The sequence below is a fragment of the Halolamina salina genome (assembly GCF_054653455.1).
This window is the reverse complement of sequence record NZ_BAAIGE010000002.1, coordinates 1415068-1439426: the sequence shown is the minus strand read 5'-3', so window position 1 is coordinate 1439426 and position 24359 is coordinate 1415068. Positions and strand designations below refer to the sequence as shown.

Below are 24359 nucleotides of genomic sequence, written 5' to 3'. Positions count from 1 at the left end.
GTGTTAGTCGTTCAGCCGCGGGTCCAGCGTGTCGCGGAGCCCGTCGCCGAGGATGTTGAACGCCATCACGGTGATCAGGATGGCCAGCCCCGGCCAGACCGAGAACCACGGCGCCGGGAGCATGTAGTTACGCGCGATCGAGAGCATCTGCCCCCACGACGGCGTCGGGGGCTGAGCGCCGAAGCCGAGGAACGACAGCCCGGCCACGATCAGGATGTTGGTCCCCATCTGGAGGGTCGTCTGGACGACGACCGGCGCGAAGCTGTTCGGGATGACGTGACGCAGCAGGATGTTCCGGTCCTTGACGCCCGCCGCCTGTGCGGCTTCGACGTACGTCTCCTCGCGGATGCTGAGCACTTCCGAGCGGATCAGCCGGGCGAAGATGGGGATCGAGATGATGCTCACCCCGATCATCGCGTAGATGAGTTCCCGGCCGAACGCGGCCATGAACGCGATCACGAGCACCAGAAACGGGATGGAGTAGAGGATCTCCACGAACCGCATCAGCACGTCGTCGATCCAGCCACCGTAGTAGCCGGAGACGGCGCCGACGGCGGTGCCGACGACCACGCCGATGGTAGTCGAGACAAGCGCGATCTGGATGGCGATACGGGAGCCGTACAGCAGCCGGACCGCGATGTCCCGGCCGCGGGTGTCGGTGCCCAACGGGTGGGCGAGCACCCCCTCGCCGAACTGGTTGCTGAGCCCGACCGGCGGCAGGAGCGGGCGGGTGCCGGCGTTGTTCCGGAGCGGATGGTAGAGGTACGTCTCCGCCAGCCGGTAGTCGAGCAGTTCGGCATCGACGAACGCGAACAGCGCCATCCCGGAGATGATCGCGATCAGCACCAGACTGATCCGGGCGGTCGTGTCCTGAAGCAGCCGAGAGAGCGTGTAGGAGGCGCCGACGCGGGACTCGTACTCCTCGCCGTCGGCCTCCTCGGTTTCGGCCGCCATCACTCCTCACCCTCGTAAGTCACGCGGGGGTCGAGGTACGCGTAGGTCAGGTCGGTCAGCAGCGTGCCGATCACGAACATGACGCCGAAGAACAGCGTCGTCCCCATGATGAGCGCGTAGTCCTGTGTGCGGACCGCCTGAATGATCAGCCGGCCCATCCCGTTGATGTTGAACACCGTCTCGGTCAGCACGGCACCGCCCAGCGCGGAGGTGAGCTGGAGGCCGATGATGGTCACGACCGGCAACTGCGCGTTGCGGAACGCGTGTTTTCGGGTGATGACCGACTCCTTCACGCCGAACGCGCGGGCCAAGCTGATGTAGTCCCGGCCGAGCACTTCGAGCATCGACGACCGCTCGATGCGGGAGACCGCCGCCATCTGGAGGGTCCCCAGCGCGATCGTCGGCATGACGAGGCTCCGGGCGGTTTCGACCAACACGTCGAGCCGTGAGGTGGCTCCCTCCACCTCCGAGATCGGAGTCAACGGCATCACCAACCCGTTCGAGGGGAGCACCTCGAGGTGGTAGCCGAACACGATGATGAGGAGCAGCCCGATCCAGAAGTTGGGGGTGCTGACACCGATCAGCGAGACGACGCGGGAGGCGTGGTCGACCGGCTGGTTCCGGCGGCGCGCCGAGACGATCCCCAGTGGGATCGCGACGCTCAGGGCGAACGCGAAACTCGACGCGAGCAGCAGGAGCGTCACCGGTAGGCGCTCCATGATCTTGGTCGTGACCGGGACGCCGTAGTGGATGCTGCGTCCCAGATCACCGCCGATCGCCGCGAGAATGTACTTGACGTACCGTACGTGGAGGGGTTGGTCGAACCCGTAACGCTCCTCGGCGGCGGCGATGAGTTCCTCGCTCGCGGTCGGACCGAGCATCACTTCCACCGGGGAGCCGGGCATCGCGTTGATCAGGAAGAACGTGATCGACGAGATGCCGATGAGCACCGGGATCGCCTGAAGCAGCCGTTTGAGGGTGTATCGTAAGTGTGACATCTATGTCGTCGTGGGTGCGAAAACGGTCGTCGGGGGGAGGGTTACTGATCCATCCAGACGTTCGAGCCTTCCGCCTCGCCGTTGGTGTTGTTCCGCTCGCCGTACAGGTAGGGGTTGTACGTCGAGACGGGGTGGGTTTTCAGCCCCTTGACGTAGTTCTTCACGCCCATCGAGATGGAGGTGTAGTACAGCGGGAGGTGGACGCGGTCCTCGACGAAGAGGTTGATCGCCTCGATGTACATCTCGCGGCGCTGGTCGCGGTCGGCGGTGACTCGCGCCTCGGCCAGCAGTTCGTTGAACCGGTCGTTGTCGTAGTACTGCCCCTGGAACGCGCCGTCGATGTGGAGCAGTTCGTACAGGAAGCGGTCGGGTTCGGGCGCACGCGTCCAGCCCAGCAGGTAGATGTTCACCTGACTGGCGTCGCCGGAGTCGAACTGCTCGAGCATCGTCGCGAAGTCGAGGTACTGCACCTGCGCGTCGTAGCCGGCCTCCTGGATCCCGTTGGCGATGGAGACGGCGACCTGCCGGCGCTTCTCGGTCGATGAGACGATGATGTTACAGGTCCAGTCGTCGGGCACCCCGGCGCTCTCGAACAGCTCCTGTGCGCGGTCGATGTCCTTCTCGGACCAGCTGTTCTGCCACTCGTCGAGGGGCATGTCCCACGCCTCCGCGACGGAGGCGGGCAGCGGGCTGTAGATCCGGCCCCCGCCCGGCTTGATGTACTGGTCGATCGCCTGATCGAGGTCGACACAGTGGTCGATCGCCAGCCGCACGTCGCGCTTGGCACACTCCCCCTCGTTCTGGTTGAACGCGGCGAACTGGTAGCTCAGCGACGGCCCCTCGATCACGTCCGCGTCCGACATGTTCTGGACGGTGTTCCAGAACTGGGGCGGGATGCGGTTGATCACGTCCTGCTCGCCAGTCTGGAGCTGGGTCACGCGGTTGGTCGGCTCGTTGATCGGCGTGAACGTCACCTCGTCGAGGTTGGGGCTGCCGCTGCCCCAGTAGTCGTCCCAGCCCGCCATCGTGACGTGGTCGTTCTCCTCGAACTCCGTCACTTCGAACGGCCCGGAGCCGACGAACGTGTCGATGCCGAACCCCTCGGGGTCCTCCTCACGGACGCTCTTCGGGGCGACCGGGTGCGCGATGGCGTGGAGGATCGGGACGTACGGCTCGGTCAGCGTGAAGTGGGCGGTCTGGTCGTCCTCGACGTCGATGGACTCGACGATGCTGAAGTTGGAGGCGTAGCTGGTCTGCTCCTCGACGGTCGCCTCGAACGTGTACTTCACGTCCTCCGCGGTGACCGGGTCCCCGTTGTGGAACGTCGCGTCGGGGTCGAGGTTGAGCGTGAACTCGTTGCCGTCGAGCGTGGGGATCTCCTCGGCCAGGATGGGGACGAGGTTGGTGTTCCGGTCGTAGCCGAGCACCGGCGAGTACACCAAGTTCTTCAGCATGATGGAGTAGTTCCCGCCGTTGTTGTTGACGGGGTCCAGCTCCACCGGCGACGAGGTCTGGGCGAAGTTCAGCGAGCCGCCTCGCTTCGGCATCGCCGTCTGGGTGTCCGTGTCGCCGCCCCCGGAGGAGCCGGGGTCCGCGTCGGTCGGGGTTTCAGTGCCGTCGCCACCGGTACAACCGGCAAGTCCGACGAGGCCCGCCGACGCCGCGGCCTGGAGGAACTTGCGACGATTGTCTTGCCAATCATTCTCAGGCATGGGTGTAACCTACTCCCAAGCTTATTTAAATGTTTGTCATAGCGCGATCCGTCCCCGAAATATACTTCGAAGAGATTCAAATAGAACTTAAAAATAGGCCAGTAGAATATATAACACTCTTGGAGGAACTATCACGCGACGGCGGGACGGACCGAGGGTCCCGACACGCGCCGGTCGTTCGCCGGTTCGCGGGCGGTACCGCGACCGCGGACTGATCCCGGAGGTTCTACCGGTTCAATGTCACTTACGAGAAACTATTACGGACGGGGTGCCGAAGGTGGCGTATGGGTCAGCGACTCTACGAGGACGGGAAGCCATCGCTGTCGGGCGTCGACGCCGCCATCGTCGACGACGTGTCGGCCGAGGAGCCGTGGTCGCTCGTCGAGCGGTTCGCCGAACTCGAACGCGTCTCGGGCAGCGAGGACGAGCGCGCGGCGGCCGCGTACGTGACGGATCGGCTCGAACAGTTCGGCGTCGACCACGAGCTGTTCGAGCCGTCGCTGTATCTGAGCACCCCCGGCGAGGCGAGCGTCGAAACCGACGACGGTTGGACGGCAGCGTCGGCAAAGACGGTCGCGTTCTCCGCGAGCGACACCGTCTCCGGCGAGCTCGTCTACGTCGAGAACGACGACGAGATGGACTCCATCGAGGCCATGCTCTCGGTCTCCCTCGCCGGACTCCCCGCGGACCTCTCCGGGAAAGTCGTGATGAGCGAGTCGATCATCCCGATCAGCGCGATCTCGGAGCTCGCCGACCGGGGCGCCGAGGCGTTCGTCGGCATCCACCCACACGAGCGCGAACCCCACGAGGGGATCGTCACCCCCGTCTGGGGCGGCGCGCCGCCGTACGACGAACGGGAGCGGATACCCGACCTGCTCGTGGCGAACGTCTCCGAAAGCGACGGCCGCGAACTCCGCGAGAAGGCCGCCGCCGGCGCCGAGGTCACCGTCTCCGCCGAGACGACGACCGAGTGGCAGACCGCGCCCCTCGTCGTCGCACGCATCCCCGGGGAGTCCGCGCCGGACGTCGACGAGTTCGTGCTCGCACACGGTCACATCGACTCGTGGCACGAGGGCGTCACCGACAACGCGACCGGCGACGCCACCCTACTGGAGCTCGCCAGAGTCCTCCAGAGCCATCGGGAGGAGCTTCGGCGGGACGTGTGGGTCGCGTGGTGGCCCGGACACTCCACCGGGAGATACGCCGGCTCGACGTGGTTCACCGACGAGTTCGCCCACGATCTGGCCGAGCGCTGTGTCGCGCACGTGAACGTCGACTCGCCGGGCGTCGCCGACGCGACCGAGTACGACGAGCGCGTGAAGTGGATGGCCGCGGTCCACGACGTGGCGGCCGAAACCATCGGCGACGTGAGCGGGAAAGCGACTCGCGAGTTCCGGCCGGCGCGTGCGGGCGACTACTCGTTCAACAACCTCGGCATCCCGGGCATGTCACTGCAGTCCAGCATCCCGGAGTCCGTCAGGGAGGAGCGGGGCTACCACCCCGTCGGCGGATCGGGCGGCCACGCCGACGCGTGGCACCTCACCACGGACACGATCGAGAAAGCCGACCCGGAGGTGCTGGAGCGGGATACAGAGGTATACACCCTCGCCACCGCCCGGCTGAGTCGCGTGGCCCGCCCCGCGGACCCGGTTCGGGCGATCGACCGACTCGCGTCGGCGGCCGCGGAGTACGACGCCGCCAGCGGCTTCGACCTCCGCCCGGTGATCGACGAACTCGACGCGCTCCGCGAGGCGACGACCGCGTTCCTCGACGACGCCGACGGCTACCCCGACGCCGCCGACAGGCTGGTGAAGCGACTGACGCGCCTGCAGTTCGTCACCGAGGGGCCGTTCGAGCAGGACCCTGCCGAGAGCCGGGCGCCGCTGCCGCGGCTGGCGCCGGCCGAGCGACTCCCCGACCTCGACGGCGACGACGAGCGCTTCCTCGAACTCCAGCTCCGGCGTGCGCGAAACGAGGTCGTGGCGGAGCTCCGGCGGCTGCGCCGGTCGCTGTAGACGGTGCCCGCCCGTTGCCGGGGGTAGTTCTTTACCCGTGGTGGGGGATAGTGGAGGTGATGCGGTTCGCAGCAAACATTCCGACTGCCGCCGGCGCCTCGGAGTACTCGACGCTGGCGTTCTGTGACTCGATCTCGTGGGAGAAACAGCGGTCGTTCGCCCGCGCGACCGAGGCCGCGGGGTTCGACGGCCTCGGCGTTCCCGACCACCTGCTCGCGGGTGACGGCGCGACCACCGAGTGTTTCACGACCCTGACGGCCCTCGCCGGCGCGACCGAGGAGGTGACCCTGTTCCCCAAGACGGTGAACAACGAGCTCCGCCACGGTCCCCTGCTGGCGAAGATGGCCGCCGAGGTCGACAACGTCAGCGACGGCCGCCTCAAGCTCGGGATGGGCGCCGGGTGGAAGGCGGACGAGGCGGTGGCCTACGGCTACGACTGGCCGGACGCGCCCGAGCGACTGCGCGCGATGGAGGAGACGATCGAGCTCACCAAGCGCCTCTGGACCGAGGACGACGTCGACTACGACGGCGACTACTACCAACTCGACGGCGCCAGCTGTCGCCCGGGGCCGCGTCAGGAGCCTCGGCCGCCGATCATGGTCGGCGGCGGCGGCGAGGAGTTCACCCTCCGCATCGCCGCCAAACACGCCGACGAGTGGAACTACTGGGGACCGACCGAGGTCATGTCCCACAAACTCGACGTGCTGCGCTCCCACTGCGAGACGTACGACACCGAGTACGACGAGATCGACGTCTCCTGGTTCGCCCGGTGTATCGTCCGGGAGACCGAGGCCGAGGTCGAGGCGATCCTCGACGAGGTGCCGCGGTTCCGTGATCCGGACCCGGACGACCCGATGGCGTCGTACAACAACCTCATCGGCACGCCGGAACAGCTGATCGAGGAGCTGGAACCCTACGCCGAACTCGGCGTCGACGAGGCCGTACTGGAGTTCGTCGACTTCCCCGACGCGACCGGGGTGGAGCTGTTCGCCGACGAGGTCGTTCCGGCGTTCAGCTAGCTACGCCCGGTCGTCGAGGAACGCCTCCACGGCGTCGGCCGCCTCCTCGACGCCGTGGGCGAGCTTCGAGACGCCGCGGACGGCTTTCGTCCGGGCGAACCCGGCCCGCGCCCCGGTCCGATCGGGGAGCGACTCGGCGACCCGGAGGTACGGGAGCGGTTCGTGTGGCAGCGCCGGGTCGTGTTCGTGCGCCGGCGACTCCATGTACAGCGCCGGGATGAGGCAGTTCCCGAGCCGGACCTGTACGTCCTCCACGTCGGCCGCGACGCCGTCGTCGTCGACGGCGTTGACAACTTCGACGAACGCGTCGAGCGCGGCGTCGAGACGGTCGAGGCGATCGTACACCGGCGAGAAGTCGATCTCCCCCTCGGCGTCGGCGTCGATCTGCTCGGTGAGCGCGCGAATCTCTGCGGCCGTCTCCCGGTGGTCGTGCGGGAGCACGGGGGAGTTCGAGAGCCGGGAGACGATGGCGGTGTACAGCCGAGCCTCCTCGACCATCAGGTCCACGTCGATCTTGTCGCGGCCGTCTTCCGGGGTGTGCCACCACCAGCCGCCGCCGACGGGGCCGGCGTCCTCGTGGTCCGCGCTGAACCGCGCGCCGGAGAGCAGCGAGGAGAGTCCGGCGCCCCAGAACGACTGGTCGGAGTTGCGCCCCGGCCGACGCCCGCCGCCGATCAGCCCGTCGTCGTCCCTCGCCGCGTCCAGCGGGAGGGGACCGCCTTCGAGCACGTCGAGGTGCTCGTCGCCGACCTCGGCCATGTGCTGGGCCCAGAGGTGGTCAGCGCCGTCGAGGCCGTTCAGGTCGATGTGGATGTAGGCCACCCCGTTCTCGCGGAGGTCGAGCCAGTTCCGGTCGGCGTACCGGGCACTGCCGGCGTACCGGCCCATCGAGTGGCCGGGCCAGAACCCGACGACGACGCCCCGTTTCGGCGGGTTCTCCGCGAACACGCGGGCCAGCTCCATCGAGGTCGCGACGGCCGAAGCGTTGTCGGTGACGCCCTCGTGCCAGGAGTCGATGTGGTTGCCGACGACGGTGTAGCGGTCGCTCTCGGTCCCCTCGATGCGCGCGACCGGACAGGGGAGTTCGCGCTGCTCGGTCCGGGCCTGGGTCTCGACGGCGACCGACACGTCGTCGCCGGCCAGTCGCTCCGCCAGCCACTCGCCGTCGGCGTGGTGGATCTCCGCCACCGGGAGGTCCGGAAGCTCGTCCACGTCGTCCACCGACGGTGAGCCCCAGACGGGGGAGACGATCATCTCGTGGAGTTCGCCCTCGGTCGGCGACTGGAACACCGCCGCCCGCGCGCCGGCCTCGTCGATGGCCCGCACGGCTCCCGGGGTGGGCAGTCCCCGCGTGAACACGACCTTCCCGGACACGTCGGGCAGGTCGCTCGTCCCGTGCCCGACTGAATCCACCAGCACGAGTTCGCCGCTGACGCCGCCCGGGGGCGTACTCGCGCTGAACGCGGTGGTGATCGCGTCGTCGAACTCCGCCTGCACCGGGCTGGTGACGGTCACCGTCGCGGACACCGGCACGCTCGTGTACGCCTGTACCGTCCGCAGTTCGGCGTCGACGCCGTCGGCGCCCAGTTCGTCGACGATGTACTCGGCCGCCTCCCACTGGTCGTCCGTCCCCGGATACCGTCGGAGGTCGGCCAACGCGTCGATGTGTGCCGCCAGCGCGTCCCGATCGATCTCGTCGACGAGTCTCTCCTCCGTCGTTCGGTCGACTGTGTCAATCACAGGCAAAGGGAGGGAAGTAGTGCAATAAGCGTGGCGGGAGTGCCGACAGTCCGGAGCCGCGAATCGGGCTCGCTGACACGGAAGGCGCCGCCTACCCGTCGATCAGCTCCCAAATCGCCGCCGCGCGGAGGGCGGTCGCGTCGCCACCCCGCGGCCCGACGAACTGCAGTCCGACCGGGAGGCCGTCGATCGTCCCGCAGGGCACCGAGACGGCGGGGTGGCCGGTGAGGTTGAACGGTCCCGTCGTCCGGACTGCCTCGTCGAGCGTGCTGTCTTCGAGGTAGCTGTCGCCGTCCCACGCCGGCGCGACCATCGGCGTCGTCGGCCCCGCGAGCACGTCCACCGCCGCGAGCGCCTCGTCGACGCCGGCGGTCACCAACTCCCGGGCGCGCTGGGCTCGGGCGTAGTACTCCGGGCCGTCCGTCGCGAGGAGGTGCTGCCCGTAGAGGAGCACCTCCGCGGGGTAGTCGCCGAGCTCGTCGGAGCGCGCGGCGAGCGCCTCGTCGACGGCTGCCGCGAACCCCGGGTCGCCGACCGATCGCTGCCAGAAGTTGACCCCGTTTCGCTCGACGTAGGCGGCGATCTCGATCATCGCGATGGCCCACCAGGCCGGGATGGCGTACTCGAAGTGGGGTATCGACACCTCCCGCACGGTCGCGCCGGCAGACGCGAGGTCGTCGATCGCGTCCCGAACCGCCCGGTCGACCGCCGGATCGCCCCCGAACAGTTCCTCGGGGACGCCCACGGTGAGCGACTCGACCGCGGCAGCGTCGACGCTGGCGACCGCGTCGACGTACGCCTCGGGGGTCGCCCCGTCCGTGGCGGCGTCCCGCGGGTCCGGCCCTGCGATCGCGTCGAGCGTCCGGGCGGCATCCTCGACGCCGCCCGCGAGCACGCCGATCTCGTCGTTGAGCTTGGAGAACTGGACGAACCCCGTCGTCGGGACGAGCCCCCGACTGGGTTTCAGCCCGACGACGCCACAGAACGAGGCGGGGAAGCGGACGGAACCGCCGGTGTCGCTCCCAAGCGCCACGTCCGCGAGCCCGTCCGCGACGGCCACCCCGCTACCGGCCGAGGAGCCGCCGGGCTGGTGGTCGGTGTCGTTTGGGTTCCGCGCCAGCCGGAACCGCATCGTCGCGGCGTCGCCGCCGAGCGCGAACTCGTCCATGTTGGCCTTCCCGACGATGCGCCCGCCGGCGTCGAGTATTCGGTCCACGACGGTCGCGTCCTCGGCCGGGACGTGATCGGCGAACAGCGGTGACCCGGCGGTCATCGGGAGGCCCGCGACCGCGACGTTGTCCTTGACGGCGACCGTCAGCCCCGACAGCACCCCTTCGTCGGTTCGCTGCAGGTCACACCGGGTGAGAAACGCCGCGTTCGGGTCGTCGTCGGTCGGGTCCCAGAACTCCCGATCGGGCGGACTCGGCGCTTCGAGTTCGTCGAGCCGGGCGACGAGGTCGTCCTGTGCCGCCATCGCGGCTGCCTGCTCCGCCGGGTCGAACCGGTCCGGGTCGAACCGTGCCCGCCGGGCATACGCTCCGATATTGTCGGCCGTCACGGACTGGTCGTCGTCCATACGGGTTCCTCACGACGGATCCACCAAATAGCTTCGCGGGGGCCAAGCGGCCGGGTGTCTCGGCGCTCTCTCCGAAACGCGGCTGCCCGTCGCAGCGATTAGTCATCACCGAAACGCGGCTGTCTGCCGCCGCGTTTCAGTCGTCACAGAGGCGCGGCTGGCCGTCGCCGCGCCTCAGTCGTCGGCCGCGGCGGCGGACCCACCCAACAGGTCGCCGAGCTTCTCGAACTTCGGCTCAGGGTAGGTTTTCGAGCTCTGGGCGACGCCGTGGCGTGCCCACGCGGCCGCCTGTTCGAGCGCGATGCTCGCGGGGTCGAGGAACGGCACGCCGACGCGCTCCTCGATCTCGTCGTGCCGCTGGGCGAACGAGAGGCTCATGCAGCCGGGGAACAGCGCCTCGGCGCCGTCCTCCTCGACGGCGGCCTTTCCCTCGCGTACCATGCGCTCGACGAGGTCGTCGTCGCCGTGATCGATCGACTCGACGGGGGCGTCGACGGAGCGGACGCTCACACAGCGGTCCGAGAGGTGGTGCTCGTGGGCCTGCTCGTAGCTCATCGGCGCCGTCGCTTCGAGGATGGTGAGCCAGGTGAAGCGGTCGGCGATCATCGCGGCGGTGTGGATGGTCGCTTCCGCCGGCCCGACTACCGGGATCGAGAGCAGTTCGCGCAGCGCGCGGATGCCCGGATCGCCGAAGCAGCCGATCACCAGCGCGTCGAACTCCGACTGGATGCGGTGGGCGGTCTTCATCGACCCGACGACACACCAGTACTCCTCGACGGCGCTCTCGATGCTGGTCGGGCCGGGACCGTCGGCCTCGACCACCGTCACGTCGACGTGGTCCGGCGTGAGTTCGTTCGCGACGCGCTCGCGGCGCGCCTGCTCGTCGTTCGGCAGGCCGACGCCGGGGACGAGGTAGCAGACGTCGACCATCAGGCACCACCCCCCATCGCGTCCGCGACGATAGAACGCGCCCGTTCCAGTTCGCCGACGACCGTGTTCTGCTCACGGGTGAGCTGTGTCTCGACGAAGCCGACCTCGTCGCCCTCGACGACCTCGAACTTCCGGGCGACCGAGAAGCGCGGGAACGGCTCGCGCCCCGTCGCCGGGTCCTGCTCGAACTGTCCGCGCTCGACGAGGTAGAGCCGAGTCAGCACTCTGGAGAGCGACGTGATCGTGTCGTTGGCCGTCGTCGCGTCGATCTCGCCCGCCTCCGCGGCGTCCTGGAACGCCTCGATCTCGGCTTTCAGCGCGTCCAGCCGGTTGAGCGTCGGCGAGAAGTCGAACCGGTCGCCCGCCGCCTCGTCGTAACGCTGGACGGCCTCGCGGAGCTTCGCGGCGGTCCGGGCGTGATCGAACGGCAGCACGTCCGCGTTCAGCACGCGGGCGACCGAGATCACGTACAGCCGGATGTCCCGCAGAAGCTCGTCCTCGCCGGCCTTCTCGAGGGTGTCGGTGGAGACGTGCCAGGCGTCGGAGTTGCCGCCGCAGCCGCCGACCGGGTGGTACCCGCGTTCCTCCCTGATCTCGGCCGGGATGTTCGAGGAGAGCATGAAGAAGCCGGTGATGCCGAGGTTGTCGAAGGAGTAGTCGCCCGCACGGTACGGGAAGTGCTCTTCGTACGGCGCGCCCGTCACGTCGTCGATCGCGTCGCCCACGAGATCGTGGGCCTCGGGCGTCCAGCAGGACATGTCGGTGTACTCGGTGGCGTCTTTCGCGCCGGGGCTGTCCATGTTGACCTGCGCGACGCAGCGCTCGGCCAGCTCCTGGGCGAACTGATCGGCGTACCACGTGGAGCCGGCGTATCTCCCGGTGGAGTGTCCGGGCCACCACGCGATCCGGAGGTTCCGGTCGAGTTCGTCACTGTGCTGCTCGAACACTCGGGCGGCCTCCAGCAGCCCGGCGTCGCCGGTCGCGTTGTCCGTCACCCCGACGTACCACGAGTCGTAGTGGCCGTGCAGCAGCACGAAGTCGTCGTTCTCGGGGTCGGCCTCCCCTTCGATCTCGGCGACGACGACCGGACACTCCATCCAGTCGGTCGTGAGGTCCGTCGAAAGTTCGATCTCGAGTCCCTCGTCGCTCTCGGCCCACTCCCGCAGCGTCTCGCCGTCGGGGCTGTTGACGTTGGCGATCGGCACGTCCGGAATCTTCTCGCGCTCGTCGTACCGGGGGGCACCGCCCCAGATCGGCGTCGCGATCCCGTTGTGAGGCTCGCGGTCGTGCTTGTGGATCGCGATCACGCCGATCGCGCCCTTCTCCGAGAGCTTCCTGACCGCGCGGATCGAGAGGCTGCCCGCCTTCGTGAGGGCGATCCGGCCCGAGAGGTCGCCGACGTCGTGGTACGGCTCCCGGGGGTCGTCCTCCTCCTCGAGCAGATCGCCGCCGGCGCTCCCGACGTACTCGACGGGACCGGAGACGGTCGTCGACGCCGAGAACGAGACGGTCTTGATCGGTCCGGGCTCGAACTCCTTCCCGATCGTCTCGATGGTCGCGCCGTGGGGCTGGCTGATGTAGAGTTCAGGCTCGTGGCGCCGGTACGTGACGCCGTTCGCGTCGAGTCGGTCACAGACGTAGTCCGCGGCCGCGACCTCGTCGTCGCTGCCCGACACTCGGTTCAGCGTGGCGAACTCCTCGAGGAGGTCCCACGGCTCGTCGATCGATACTTCGTCGTACAGGCGCTGCTCGAACTGGTCGAGGACGCCCCTATCGGTGGTCGGCTGGCTCATGCGTGGCTCGCGTTCGCGCGGTAGGGGAGGGCTCGGCATAAACATTGGTAAACGTCAACACGGGATCCGACATCGGCGCCGGTATCCCGAAAACGCCCGAGGGAAGTCGCTCGCGGGACAGAAACTGTGCCGAGGCAGATCGCGAAGGAAGTCTGTGGCAGTCAGTGGGCTCGGCGGCCGATCGAGATACTGTCGATCGAGGTTCCCGTTACTGCGGGGCACAGACTGCCCTTGAGGGGCCAGTTCGAGCAGTTTCTCGTTCGAGACCCAGTGATAAATCACATATCGCGATAGCAATTTCTACCGCGCCGAGGTCCGAGACGGGATGATGCAGAAGAGTGGATACAGACAGTTCGAGCGGAGAGCGTACAGATCAGCAGGGGAGCGGTCCAGATCTGACCGAGAGCCGAGTCACCAGAAGCTCTTGGTCCGTGCGTACTGCCGCTCCTGCTCCAGAATGTCCCGGTAGAAGTCGGCTTCGTCCTCCCGGAACTTCGCGATGATCCGCGCCGCCGTCTGCGGGCCGACCCCGCGGGCCGCCAGTGCCCGGACCGCCTTCATCCCGTGCTCCTGCACCAGATTGGCGGACTTGAACGCCTTCCGCGTCATACGGTCCTGCTCTTCGTCCTTCTGCTCGGCCCGGGTCGCTTTGACGACCTCGTCGGCCCAGGGGTTGAGCGCCGCGATCCGGGTCGAGCCACAGTTCGGGCACTCGATCGGCTCGCGGATCTTCCCCACCTCCTGCCGGCGGTTCCAGTCCTTACAGTGGACACAGAACAGCAGCACGCGGTCGCCCTCCAGTCGGTCACGGACCGTCTGGATCACGCTCGCGTCGGCGTCGTCCGGGACGAGGAACTCCCCGCCGGTCGAGCGCCCGCCCGCGCCGATGGGCGTGCGCTCGCGGGCGGTCGTCAGTTCGACGCTGCCGTCCTCGGACTGGATCGCCTCGAGCAGGTCTTTCGTCTCTTCGAGCGCCAGATCCTCGTGGAACACCTGTCGGAGCGCCTCCTCGTAGACGGGCGTGTCCTCCAGCGCGGCGAGCAGCCGATCCGCGCCGAAGCGCCCCTGTCCCTGATAGCGCTTGAGCGCGCCGAACTTGGCGGCGACGTGGCTGAGCGTGAACTTCAGCGCGTCGGAGTTCTTGAGCGCGAGTTCGATGATCGCCTCGACGTGGCTCGGGTCCGTCTCGCGTAACACCTCGTCGAACGCCGCGATGCCGACGCCGCTGGGGACCTCGAACTCGACGCGGTACGGGTCGACCTCCATTCCGACCGAGGAGCCCGTCCGCTGGCCGACCAGCGCCGAACAGAGCTTCCCGAGCGTCTCGTTCACCTGGTGGCCGTACGGGCTGTTGAGCACGACTGTCCGGCCTTGGGACTCGAGCACCAGTCGCTCCGCGGTGGGCACCGGCGCACCGGCTTCGACCTGCCGTTCGACCGGCTCCAGTGCAGTCTCGGCGGTCCCGACGTCGACCGGGTAGCGGGTCGTAAACTCCGACGCCACCGCGGAGAGCCTCGCTCCGTTCTCGAACTGCTGAGCCGCCACCTCGCGGTGGTCGCCCACCTCGTTCGCGACTGCCGCGGGAACGGGGATCTCCGACCCGACCCACGTCGGCACTTCGCCGCCCGGGTCCTGCACGGGCGAGACTTCGACGCGCTCCTCCTCGTCGTCGACGCGGTCGACGCGCCACATCTCGCCGCGCTGGACGAACACCGACCCCGGCTCGGCGAAGTTGACCACGAACCGCTCGTCCAACGATCCGATCCCGCGGCGGGAGGAGACGTCGTACACTTCGTACTTCTCCTCGTCGGGAATCATCGAGAGGTTCGCGTAGTAGTACTGCCACGTCCCGCCGGAGCTCTCGATGCGGTCGTGGTCCTCCTCCAGCCAGAGCAGCCGGTTCGAGGAGAGTTCGCGGACGACCTCGCGGAACGTCTCCTCGGGGAGGTCGCGGAACGGGTACGCTCGGGTGATCCGCTCGTACGCCTCGCGGGCGTCGATCTCCCCCTCGTCCATCAGCAGGCCGACGATCTGGTTCGCGAGCACGTCGAGGCTCCCCTCGTGGATACCCGCGGGTTCGACCTCGCCGGCGACGGCGCGGCGGGCGATCGCCATCGCCTCGCTGGCGTCGTCGGGGTCGGAGACGACGACGGTCCCGTTCGAGACCTGATCCCGGCGGTGTCCCGCTCGCCCAACGCGCTGGAGTAGGCGTGCGACCTCGCGCGGGGAGCCGTACTGCACGACGTGATCGACCCGTCCCACGTCGATCCCCAGTTCCATCGACGACGTGCAGACGAGCCCGTCGATCTCGCCGGCCTTGAACGCCTCCTCGACCTCGATCCGGGCGTCCTTCGAGAGCGAGCCGTGGTGGATCCCGATCGGCGCGTCGAGGCTCTTGAACCGCGAGCCGAGCGCCTCGGCGGTCTGTCGCGTGTTGACGAACACGAGCGTCGACTCGTTTTCGGCGACCACGTCCCGGACGAACCGGACGTGGCTGGCGATCTCGGGCTCGGTCGCGAGTTCGCCCGCCAGCTTCCGGTCGGACTCGGTGATCTCCGGGCGGACCACGTCGATGTCGATCTTCGAGCCGGCGTCGACCTCGACAATTCGGTAGTCCCGCTGCGTGCGCCGCTCGCCCTGTACGGCGCCGGTGAGGAACTTCGCCACCTCGTCGGGGTCGCCGACGGTCGCCGAGAGGCCGATCCGCTGGAACGGCCCGGAGAGTTCCCGAATCCGCTCCATCGCGATCGTCAACTGTGCCCCGCGCTTGGAGGCGGCGAGCTCGTGGACCTCGTCGACGATCAGGTGCTCCACGTCCGAGAGCGCCCGCCGGAGCTTCTCCCCGGTCAGCATCGCCTGCACCGTCTCGGGGGTGGTGATCAGCACGTCCGGCGGGTCGTCGGCCTGCTTGCTCCGCTGGTAGTCGGTGGTGTCGCCGTGGCGCACGTCGACCTCGAGATCGAGCGTCTCGCCCCACCACTCCAGCCGTTCGAGCATGTCGCGGTTCAGCGCACGGAGCGGGGTGATGTACAGCGCCGAGATGCCGTGTCGCTCCTCGCTCGCGGCGATCTGATCGAGCACCGGGAGCATCGCGGTCTCGGTCTTGCCAGTCCCGGTGGGCGCGATCACGAGCGCGTTTTCCCCCGCCGCCAGCGGCGGGATCGCCCGCCGCTGTGGCTCCGTCGGCGTCGAGAACCCCTGTTCGGAGAGGGCTTCCCGAACCGCCGGGCCGAGGTGGGTGAACGCGTCGACGCCGGCGTTCTCCATTCGTTCCGAAGGAGGCGGTCGCCGGGGTTAAGCACCACGCCTCCGGTGGGCCGTCCGCCGCGAGAGGTACTGGTAAGGCGCCCGCCCCGTCACAGTCGGGCATGGAGATCGACGCCGACCGCCTGCGGAGGGATATCGAACGCAACGCGGAGCACGGGGAGATCGAGGTCGACGAGGGGCGCGGGCGGACCGTCCTCACCGGGACCGACGCCAACCGCGCCGCTCGCGAGATGCTGGTCGAACGGATGGAGGATGTCGGACTGGACGTGACCGTCGACGCCGTCGGGAACGTCGCGGGGACGTGGGTACCCGAATCTGCCGACCCCGACGCCGCCCCCGTCGCGGCAGGGAGCCACGTCGACTCCGTTCCGGAGGGCGGCATCTTCGACGGCCCGCTGGGAGTGTACGCGGCGCTGGAGGCGGTGCGGGCGATGCAGGACGCCGGCGTCGAGCCGTCGCGGCCGCTGGTCGTGGTCTCCTTCACCGAGGAGGAGGGACAGCGCTTCGCCGACGGCTTACTGGGTTCGTCGGTCGCGGTCGGCGAGCGGTCGGTGGAAGAAGCGCTCGCGATCAAGGACGAGGAGGGGATCAGCCTCGAGGAGTCTCTCGAACGGATCGGCTTCCGCGGCGAGGGGCGACTCGACGCCGGCGACTGGGAGGCGTGGTACGAGCTCCACGTCGAACAGGACACCCAACTGGAGCGCGAGAGCGTCCCGGTCGGCGTGGTGACCACGATAACCGGGATCACTCACTGCGAGGCCGAGATCGTCGGGGAAGCGAACCACGCCGGCGCGACGGCCATGGACGAGCGGACCGACGCGCTCGCCGCCGCGTCGGAGGTGGTGCTGGACGTTGAGGCCGCCGCCAACGACGTGGTCGAGTCCGAGAGCGAGACCGCGGTCGGAACCGTCGGTTCGCTCTCCGTATCGCCGAACGCGACCAACGTCGTGCCCGGGAAGGTGGAGATGGGCGTCGACATCCGGGACGTGGAGTACCAGTCGATGCAGACGATCGTCGAGGCAACGCGATCCAGCCTCGCGATCGTCGAAGCCGACCGCGGCGTCGAGACATCGTTCTCGCGACCGTTCGACCTCGAACCGACGCCGATGAGCGAGTCGCTCCGCGCGGCCGCTCACCGCGCGGGCGAGGAGGCCGGAATCCGGACGATGGACCTCCACTCCGGCGCCGCACACGACACGATGCACGTCGCCGACGTGACCGAAGCGGCGCTGCTGTTCGCGCCGTCGGCGGACGGAATCAGCCACAACCCGCGGGAGTGGACTGACTGGGACGACTGCGCGAGCGCGGCGCGGGTGCTGGCCGGGGCGATGGCGGAGTCGGCAGGCGCCGACGTCGCTGGGGAGTAGGCACTGTCGACGCCCAGCGCAGTCGCTGGCGGCCTTAGCGAACAGGCGGCCCGGATCGACGCGAGACGGCTGGCCGCACAACCGCGAACCATCTCGCGGCGGTTCTCAGATCACACAGGGGGTGGTCCCGACATCGTACTTCAAAAACCGGCTCCGGTGGACTCATCCCCCCGGCAGTCACAGGGGGGAGCATGAAGCAACACGTCTCCCAATCTCGGGTCGCCGGCCGCTGTCGCGCACCGCCGTCGAAGAGTTACACGCACCGGGCGATCCTCGCCGCGGGCTACGCCGACAAGGCGACCGTCGAGAGTCCGCTCGTCAGCGCCGACACCCGGGCGACGATGCGCGCCGTCTCGGCATTCGGCGGCACGGTCGACCGCTCGCGACTCGAGGCGGGAACGCTCACGATCGAGGGGTTCGACGGGCGCCCCGCGGTGCCCGACGACGTGATCGACTGCGAGAACTCCGGGACGACGACCCGACTGGTGACGGCTGCGGGGGCGCTCGCCGACGGACTGACAGTCCTCACGGGCGACGACTCGCTTCGCTCCCGCCCCCACGGACCGCTGCTCGACGCGATCGAGGACCTCGGCGCACGCGCAGAGAGCACCCGCCGGAACGGGCAGGCGCCGCTGGTCGTCGGTGACTCCCTCTCGGGCGGGACGGTCTCGATGCCCGGCGACGTGTCCTCGCAGTTCATCACCGCGCTGCTGATGGCCGGCGCGGTCACCGACGAGGGAATCGAGATCGACCTCGAAACCGAACTCAAGTCGGCGCCGTACGTCGAAATTACGCTCGAGGTGCTCGACGCGTTCGGCGTCGACGCCGAACACACCGACTCGGGGTTCCGCGTCCCCGGCGGCCAGCAGTACGCCCCCTCGGGGGGAAGCTACGCGGTGCCGGGCGACTTCTCCTCGATCTCCTACCTCGCCGCCGCGGGGGCAGTCGCCGCAAACGGGGGCGAGGGCGTCGTCGTCGAAGGTGCCCAGCCGAGCGCGCAGGGTGACACCGCGATCGTCGAGGTCCTCGACCGGATGGGTGCCGAGATCGACTGGGATCGCGAGGCCGGCGAAATCCACGCCGCGGGCGGCGACCTCTCCGGGGTCGAGGTCGACGTGGGCGACACGCCGGATCTGCTCCCCACGATCGCCGCGGTCGGCGCCGTCGCCGACGGCGACACGCGGATCGTGAACTGCGAGCACGTCCGGCTGAAGGAGACTGACCGCGTGAGCGCGATGGCCGAAGAGCTGGGCAAGCTCGGGGCCGAGGTGACCGAAGAGCGGGACACGCTCACGGTCCACGGCGGCGAGTCGGAGCTCGTCGGCGCGGCAGTCGACGGCCGCGGCGACCACCGGATCGCGATGGCGCTGGCGGTCGCCGGCCTCGTCGCCGAGGGGACGACCACGATCGCGGGCGCCGAGCACGTCGACGTGTCGTTCCCCGACTTCTGGACGGTTCTCGACGGCCTCGGCGCGAACGTTACCGACGCCTGAGAACCCGCGCTCGGTCGGTGTCGGTACCGCTTTGTCGGTCCCTGCGGGACTGCCTCTGTGACCGAGTTCGCACCCGACCTCCGCGAGGAGTACGAGGAGGACGGCTACGTGTTCCCGGCGTACCGCGACCGCTGTTTCGCCGACGCGACCGAGAGCGCCCTCTCGTTGCTGTCGTCGGATTTCGAGCGGAACCTCCCCGAGGAGGCGTTCGGCGACCTCCCGGCGGGCGTCGAGAACGTCGTCCTACTCGTCGTCGACGGCTTCGGGCTGGACCAGTGGACGCGGCTCCGCGACGACCTCCCGCTGCTCGACGCCTTCGAGGCAGCCGGGACCGTCACGCCGCTGACCTCCACCTACCCCTCCGAGACCGCCGCGGCGATCACGACGCTCCACACGGGACTGCTCCCGGCCGAACACGGACTGCTCGGCTGGCACCAGTACCTCGACTCCGTCGGCGAGTCGGTCCAGACACTCCCGTTCCTGCTAGAGGACGGCACCCCGGTTCGGGACGAGTACCCGCTCGCGGACCCGCGTGAACTGTTCGAGGGGGAGGCCATCTACGGCGACGCCGAGGCGGCGGGCATCGACACCCACGTCACTCAGCCCGAGCACATCGCCGGCTCCGTCTCCTCCGAACTCACGACCGCCGGCGCGGAGACACACGGCTACTGGAACGTCGCCGACATGGCCGTCACGGTGCGCGACGCCGTCGCCGAGGGCGGCCCGACCCACGTCACGGCGTACGTTCCGAACGTCGACAGCATCTCCCACGTGACTGGGACCGAGGCCGATCGGTACGACGCCCAAGTGCGGATGGTGACCGAGGCGTTCCGTACGGGATTCCTCGACAACCTCGACCCCGAAACCGCCGAGGAGACGGCCGTCCTACTCACTGCCGACCACGGCCACACCAACGTCGACGAAGGTGTCGCGGTCGATCTTTCCGTCCCCGAGGTGCAGGACTACCTCGCCCGAAACAACGACGGCCAGCCGATTCCACCGATGGGCGGCCCGCGGAACGTCCAGTTCCACGTCCGCGACGGGCGGGTCGAGGAGCTTCGAGAACACGTCGAAACCGAAGCCGGCGGGGACGTGCTGACGTTCACGGAAGCCGAGTACCGCAATCGCGGGCTGTTCGGCAGCAACCACGCCGCGACCAGCGCGACCTTCGACCGCCGCGCCCCGGACCTGCTGGCGGTCCACCGCGATCACGTGATGTGGTACGAACCGGACGACAAGATCGGCGTCCACGGCGGAATGACTCCCGAGGAGATGCTGGTCCCCTTCGCCGCGGCGCGAGGGAGCGACCTGCGGGACTGACCTCACCGCTCGGCTGACTTCGACAGCGTCGGCGCTCGGGCGGCCGCTTCTGCAACGACTAAATGCACGGCTCACTACCACCACCCATGAACGGCAATCGCTTCGGTCGCCTGTTTCAGGTGACCACCTACGGTGAGAGCCACGGTCCGGGGATGGGCTGCACCGTCAGCGGCGTCCCCGCCGGCGTCGAACTCGACGAGGAGGACATCCAGCGCGACCTCGACCGGCGCAAGCCCGGCCAGTCGATGATCACGACAAGCCGCGGCGAACCGGACGAGGTGTCGATCCAGTCGGGACTGCAGGACGGCTATACGACCGGCACCCCGATCGGGATGACGATCCAGAACAAGGACGCCCGGTCGGGCAAGTACGAGCCGTTCGTCACCGCGCCCCGACCGAGTCACGGCGACTTCACCTACTCCGCGAAGTTCGGCACGCGGAACTGGGGCGGCGGCGGCCGATCCAGCGCCCGCGAGACGGTGAACTGGGTCGCCGCGGGCGCGATCGCCAAGCAGGTGCTCGAACAGAGCGAGCACGACGTGCGGATCAAGGCACACGTCAACCAGATCGGCGACATCGAGGCGCCCGAAGTGAGCTTCGAGCAGATGCTCGAACATAGCGAGGAGAACGAGGTCCGTTGTGCGGACCCGGAGACCGCCGAGGAGATGCGGGCGCTGATCGACGAGTACCAGGAGGCCGGCGACTCCATCGGCGGCAGCGTCGCGTTCGAGGCTCGCGGCGTCCCGCGAGGCCTCGGCGCGCCGCGGTTCGACAGTTTTCCGGCCCGGCTCGGGCAGGCGCTGCTCGCCGTCCCGGCGTCGACGGGCTTCGAGTACGGACTCGGCCGCGACGCGCGTGAGGTCACCGGGAAGGAGCGAAATGAGGACTGGGAGTTCCCCGACGACGAGGCGGATCCGGACCCGACGCCGGTCGGCAACGACCACGGCGGGCTTCAAGGCGGGATCACGACCGGGCAGCCGATTTACGGCGAACTCACGCTCCACGCGCCGACGTCGATTCCGAAGACCCAGCGAACTGCGGACTGGGAAACCGGCGAGGAGAAGGACATTCAGGTCGTCGGCCGGCACGACCCGGTGCTCCCGCCGCGGGCGGTCCCCGTCGTCGAGTCGATGCTCTACCTGACGGTGCTCGACTTCATGCTGCTCGGCGGCCGGATCAACCCGGATCGACTGGACGACAACCCGGGCGAGTACGACACGCCGTACCACCCGAGCAGTCCACGGAACGACTAACCGCAGAGTTCCTGCGTCACGAACACGGTTCCGTTCTCGTCGACGAAGACGCCGATTCCTTGGGTGTCGTAGTTCGAAGAGAGGGCGTTTTGGCGGTGAGAGGGTGAGTCAAGTAGAAAATCGACAGCTCCGGTAGATACCTTTCTCTCATTATTAAGAAAATCATAGGTATCGTCGACTATCTGTCGAGTCGTATGCTTGTAGATATTCTGTCCTGAATGATTGCACTTCAACTTATACTGTGATCGAACCTCCGCATGGGTCGTCCCGTTTGGTCCAGTGTGCGCGAAGTAATCCTGCTGTGCCATGTCCCACGACTTATACCGAGCGACGGCGTCCAGCGTTTCGTTCCGCTCAAGCGGCTCTACACCGTTCTGGACCCGACGCTCGTTCATCTTCTTGTGGATGAGTTCCTCGATCTGTTCCACATCGACATCGTACCGCTCCGATGACGGTGTCGTCGGCTGTCGGGGTGTCGACTCCGTATCGGCTGTCGTATGCTCGGTCCCGTCGATGGCGTCAGGGACAGTCCCAGCCCCTCCGCAACCGGCGAGGAGTACCACCACACAAACGGCGACGACCAGAACCCTCATTCAGGTCTCACCGTTACAGGCTGTCGGTTCGTCCGCGTTCGGATCTGCGCCACACTCCTTCACGATCTTGGTCACGTTTCGAACGTCTCCCGTCGGTTCGCTGAATGCACGGACTTGCTCCCAGGTGTACGTAATTTTTTGCCATCGGTAGACCTCTGTCGTCTCGAACACTGGGCGTTTCCACTGCACGTACTCGGTGCCGACCCGCACCTGCTTCTCGTACTCGTGGACTGCCTCCTGCTCGTACGTCGCGCGGCGGTACCGATGAGAGTACTCCGTTTCTTCGACGGTTCGTTCCCACTCGTAAACTGCGTCGTACTCGGGAACGCGGTACTCGTACCGATAGTCGTACTGCGGATCACGCTCGGTTTCCGACTTGATGCAGACTGGCGGATCGAACCGATACGAGCGCTCGACACAGTACTCCGTCTCATCATATCCACTGACGTATCTATCGGACCGGCGGTACTCCCAGTGCTCTGGTGCACGGTAGTGGGAGTAGACCCACTGCGTGTGGTAGCCAGCTAGTGTTCGACCGACTCGGTCCCCTCGCTCCCAACCACTCCCGGCGGGCCGGTCCGCTGACCGCTTTGTTTCGCCCCGCTCGACGGTTCGGGGGACGGCTTCGACGTACTCCCAGTCGTCACCGAAAGCGTCACGCTGTGGCATTGTGGTGTACTCCCACCCGTCGAACACCCGCCGTTGGTCGACATTCTGCTCCGCGATCTCCCATTCACCGCCGGGATGATCCGTGCTCCTCGTCGTTCGCCGTTCGGTGTCGTACTCGGTCGTCGTTCCGACGCGGTACCACTCCTGACCGGGACTGAGAGTTCCGCGCCCGCTGTCGGCTGGGGTCCGCATCGTCTTGGTATCGATCTGCTCACGGTCGATCCGCGCGATCCCCTCTCGCGTCCAATTTTCCCCGGGACTCTCGAAAGCCTTGGTTCTGTGCACTTCGGTCGTGTTCCGCTCGTACACCCAGACATTGTACTCCGCCTCGGATAGCCTCACGGGGATCGACGCCTTGTCTGGTGACCACGCAGGATGCACTGAAATGTGGTAATTTCCACCGGAGGCGTATCGATGTCGGAAGTAGTGATAGTTCGTTTCCTTGATCGTATGGGTTGTGACGTTCTTGTCGCCGAAACCGATCACCACCTGCTTTCCCGCGTGCATGGGGTCTATCCGGTACCGCCCTTGGACGGTTGTTCCGTCTACCTCTGTGAGTTCGATCGGGATAGTCAGCCCCTTGCTACTTTCCGTTGGGGTCCCCCGATGCACGTCGAAACTCTCTTTGACCGACTGTTGGTGTCCGTTTTGATCGGTGACGGTGAGTTGTACCCCGACCGTCCCGTCGTCGAACTCCATGTTTTCGAGGCCGTGAGAGACACTCGCCCGTGCGGGACTCCCCTCCTCACGAGTACTAAACAGGAGTCTGTCGTCGACTTTCCACTGGAAGTGTAACCGATCTGAGTCGTTGTCGTTCGCGATCCCAGTCAATATGACCTGTCTCCCGCTGATTCCATCAGGTGCTTCTCTCAACGAGATATTTAAATCGAGGATTTCAGGTGCCTGTTGAGAGACTGGATTGGCCATCTCCGACTTCGTAGTTTCTCCAACCACCGTCACCTCCTTCTCCACTTTCGTCACCCCGCCATGTTCGTCGCGAACCGTCGCTTCGATCGTCACCGTCCCGTCACGTTCCGGAATCCCGTCGAAACGGAACGACCGTGCCCACTCGCCGCTGCCCGACGAGACCGTTCCGACTGGTACGACGCTCCCGGCGTCGTCGGCCAGACTCACCGAGATGATCCGGCCGCCGGGGTCGCTCGCGACGACTCGATACTCCTTGGTCGCGTTGACGACTGCGATGTTGTCGCCTTCGATCCGAGCGGTCGGCGGCGTGTTCCGGATCTCGACGGTCTTCTCCAGCGTCGACGTCGCCCCGTCGTCGTCGACGACGATCGCGGTCACCGTCGCGGTCGTTCCCGGCGTCCCCCCGACGGTCAGCGTTCGTGTACCGCTCCGGAGAGCAGCCTGATTCGGGGCCGACGCGGCGATCGAGGTGGGGAGCCACCATCGGTCCACGATCTCGCCGTCCGGATCGCTCGCGTGGATACTGTAGCCGACCGTCGATCCCGAAGTCACGTGTGACGGTCCGTCGATCTCCCCCGACGGCGGCCGGTTCGTATCCGCAGTCGGGCCATCAGGTGAGGTCGGCGTCGATGCGACGGTTTCGGTCGGTGTCGGCTCTGTAGGATTCGCCGGCTCGGAGGGTGGCGAGGTGTCCGTCGACTCCGGTGTCGGTGTGGACGTTTCGGTCGGGGTC

The 24359-nt window shown here is 67.7% G+C and carries 16 protein-coding genes; 6 read left to right on the top strand and 10 right to left on the bottom strand.

Translation table 11 applies throughout. The annotated features are described in order from the left end of the window. Nucleotides 1-3: 3 nt before the first annotated feature. From ACYQZ5_RS07845 to ACYQZ5_RS07835, 3 genes are read right to left on the bottom strand one after another with little or no spacing between them, the layout of a single operon-like run. Nucleotides 4-954, bottom strand: coding sequence for an ABC transporter permease (locus tag ACYQZ5_RS07845; RefSeq protein ID WP_379730620.1), 951 nt, complete (start codon nt 952-954; stop codon nt 4-6). Then, on the bottom strand, nt 954-1952 hold the full coding sequence (locus ACYQZ5_RS07840) for an ABC transporter permease (protein WP_379730621.1): 999 nt from the start codon (nt 1950-1952) through the stop codon (nt 954-956). The genes ACYQZ5_RS07845 and ACYQZ5_RS07840 overlap by 1 nt, the downstream gene beginning before the upstream one ends. Nucleotides 1953-1993: 41 nt before the next feature. After that, nucleotides 1994-3664, bottom strand: coding sequence for an ABC transporter substrate-binding protein (locus tag ACYQZ5_RS07835; protein ID WP_379730622.1), 1671 nt, complete (start codon nt 3662-3664; stop codon nt 1994-1996). Between the two features lie 284 nt (nt 3665-3948). On the opposite strand from ACYQZ5_RS07835, the gene ACYQZ5_RS07830 reads away from it, so the two are divergent. Both ACYQZ5_RS07830 and ACYQZ5_RS07825 read left to right on the top strand, forming a co-directional pair. Then, nucleotides 3949-5679 carry a M28 family peptidase gene (locus ACYQZ5_RS07830; RefSeq protein WP_379818148.1) on the top strand — a complete coding sequence of 577 codons (1731 nt, stop codon included), beginning with the start codon at nt 3949-3951 and terminating at the stop codon, nt 5677-5679. Between the two features lie 59 nt (nt 5680-5738). Beyond that, entirely contained in the window at nt 5739-6698 is a 960-nt protein-coding gene (locus tag ACYQZ5_RS07825; RefSeq protein WP_379730464.1) for an LLM class flavin-dependent oxidoreductase, read from the top strand. Here ACYQZ5_RS07825 and ACYQZ5_RS07820 read toward each other — a convergent pair whose 3' ends face one another. The 5 genes from ACYQZ5_RS07820 to ACYQZ5_RS07800 all read right to left on the bottom strand — a co-directional run bounded on the left by ACYQZ5_RS07820 (nt 6699) and on the right by ACYQZ5_RS07800 (nt 16004). Further along, on the bottom strand, nt 6699-8438 hold the full coding sequence (locus tag ACYQZ5_RS07820; protein WP_459845736.1) for a M28 family peptidase: 1740 nt from the start codon (nt 8436-8438) through the stop codon (nt 6699-6701). 91 nt (nt 8439-8529) lie between these two features. Continuing rightward, complete coding sequence (locus tag ACYQZ5_RS07815) at nt 8530-10014, bottom strand: amidase (RefSeq protein ID WP_459845734.1); 1485 nt, start codon at nt 10012-10014, stop codon at nt 8530-8532. Between the two features lie 174 nt (nt 10015-10188). After that, entirely contained in the window at nt 10189-10944 is a 756-nt protein-coding gene (locus tag ACYQZ5_RS07810; RefSeq protein ID WP_379730935.1) for an aspartate/glutamate racemase family protein, read from the bottom strand. Beyond that, a complete protein-coding gene (locus ACYQZ5_RS07805) occupies nt 10944-12737 on the bottom strand; it encodes a M28 family peptidase (protein ID WP_379730934.1) in 1794 nt (597 codons plus the stop codon). Before ACYQZ5_RS07805 ends, ACYQZ5_RS07810 begins: the two co-directional genes overlap by 1 nt. Nucleotides 12738-13148: 411 nt before the next feature. Then, nucleotides 13149-16004, bottom strand: a complete 2856-nt coding sequence (locus ACYQZ5_RS07800; protein ID WP_379730933.1) for a DEAD/DEAH box helicase — start codon at nt 16002-16004, stop codon at nt 13149-13151. Nucleotides 16005-16105: 101 nt separating this feature from the next. Between ACYQZ5_RS07800 and ACYQZ5_RS07795 the strand changes: the two genes are divergently transcribed. From ACYQZ5_RS07795 to aroC, 4 genes are all read left to right on the top strand, one after another. After that, complete coding sequence (locus tag ACYQZ5_RS07795; protein ID WP_379730932.1) at nt 16106-17371, top strand: M20 family metallo-hydrolase; 1266 nt, start codon at nt 16106-16108, stop codon at nt 17369-17371. Between the two features lie 191 nt (nt 17372-17562). Then, nucleotides 17563-18864, top strand: coding sequence for a 3-phosphoshikimate 1-carboxyvinyltransferase (gene aroA / locus ACYQZ5_RS07790; RefSeq protein WP_459845731.1), 1302 nt, complete (start codon nt 17563-17565; stop codon nt 18862-18864). Nucleotides 18865-18921: 57 nt separating this feature from the next. After that, a complete protein-coding gene (locus ACYQZ5_RS07785) occupies nt 18922-20184 on the top strand; it encodes an alkaline phosphatase family protein (protein WP_379730795.1) in 1263 nt (420 codons plus the stop codon). An 86-nt stretch (nt 20185-20270) separates the two neighbouring features. Next, entirely contained in the window at nt 20271-21437 is a 1167-nt protein-coding gene (gene aroC, locus ACYQZ5_RS07780) for a chorismate synthase (protein ID WP_379730796.1), read from the top strand. Here aroC and ACYQZ5_RS07775 read toward each other — a convergent pair. Continuing rightward, nucleotides 21434-22030: a CAP domain-containing protein gene (locus ACYQZ5_RS07775; RefSeq protein WP_379730797.1), complete on the bottom strand. Its 597-nt coding sequence runs from the start codon at nt 22028-22030 to the stop codon at nt 21434-21436. The genes aroC and ACYQZ5_RS07775 overlap by 4 nt on opposite strands. Next, nucleotides 22031-24004 carry a hypothetical protein gene (locus tag ACYQZ5_RS07770; protein WP_379730805.1) on the bottom strand — a complete coding sequence of 658 codons (1974 nt, stop codon included), beginning with the start codon at nt 24002-24004 and terminating at the stop codon, nt 22031-22033. Between the last annotated feature and the right edge of the window lie 355 nt (nt 24005-24359).

Coding starts and splice junctions, on each gene's coding strand:
- ACYQZ5_RS07845 (WP_379730620.1), bottom strand. CDS start 954: ATGGCGGCCGAAACCGAGGAGGCCGACGGCGAGGAGTACGAGTCCCGC.
- ACYQZ5_RS07840 (WP_379730621.1), bottom strand. CDS start 1,952: ATGTCACACTTACGATACACCCTCAAACGGCTGCTTCAGGCGATCCCG.
- ACYQZ5_RS07835 (WP_379730622.1), bottom strand. CDS start 3,664: ATGCCTGAGAATGATTGGCAAGACAATCGTCGCAAGTTCCTCCAGGCC.
- ACYQZ5_RS07830 (WP_379818148.1), top strand. CDS start 3,949: ATGGGTCAGCGACTCTACGAGGACGGGAAGCCATCGCTGTCGGGCGTC.
- ACYQZ5_RS07825 (WP_379730464.1), top strand. CDS start 5,739: ATGCGGTTCGCAGCAAACATTCCGACTGCCGCCGGCGCCTCGGAGTAC.
- ACYQZ5_RS07815 (WP_459845734.1), bottom strand. CDS start 10,014: ATGGACGACGACCAGTCCGTGACGGCCGACAATATCGGAGCGTATGCC.
- ACYQZ5_RS07810 (WP_379730935.1), bottom strand. CDS start 10,944: ATGGTCGACGTCTGCTACCTCGTCCCCGGCGTCGGCCTGCCGAACGAC.
- ACYQZ5_RS07805 (WP_379730934.1), bottom strand. CDS start 12,737: ATGAGCCAGCCGACCACCGATAGGGGCGTCCTCGACCAGTTCGAGCAG.
- ACYQZ5_RS07800 (WP_379730933.1), bottom strand. CDS start 16,004: ATGGAGAACGCCGGCGTCGACGCGTTCACCCACCTCGGCCCGGCGGTT.
- ACYQZ5_RS07795 (WP_379730932.1), top strand. CDS start 16,106: ATGGAGATCGACGCCGACCGCCTGCGGAGGGATATCGAACGCAACGCG.
- aroA (WP_459845731.1), top strand. CDS start 17,563: ATGAAGCAACACGTCTCCCAATCTCGGGTCGCCGGCCGCTGTCGCGCA.
- aroC (WP_379730796.1), top strand. CDS start 20,271: ATGAACGGCAATCGCTTCGGTCGCCTGTTTCAGGTGACCACCTACGGT.
- ACYQZ5_RS07775 (WP_379730797.1), bottom strand. CDS start 22,030: ATGAGGGTTCTGGTCGTCGCCGTTTGTGTGGTGGTACTCCTCGCCGGT.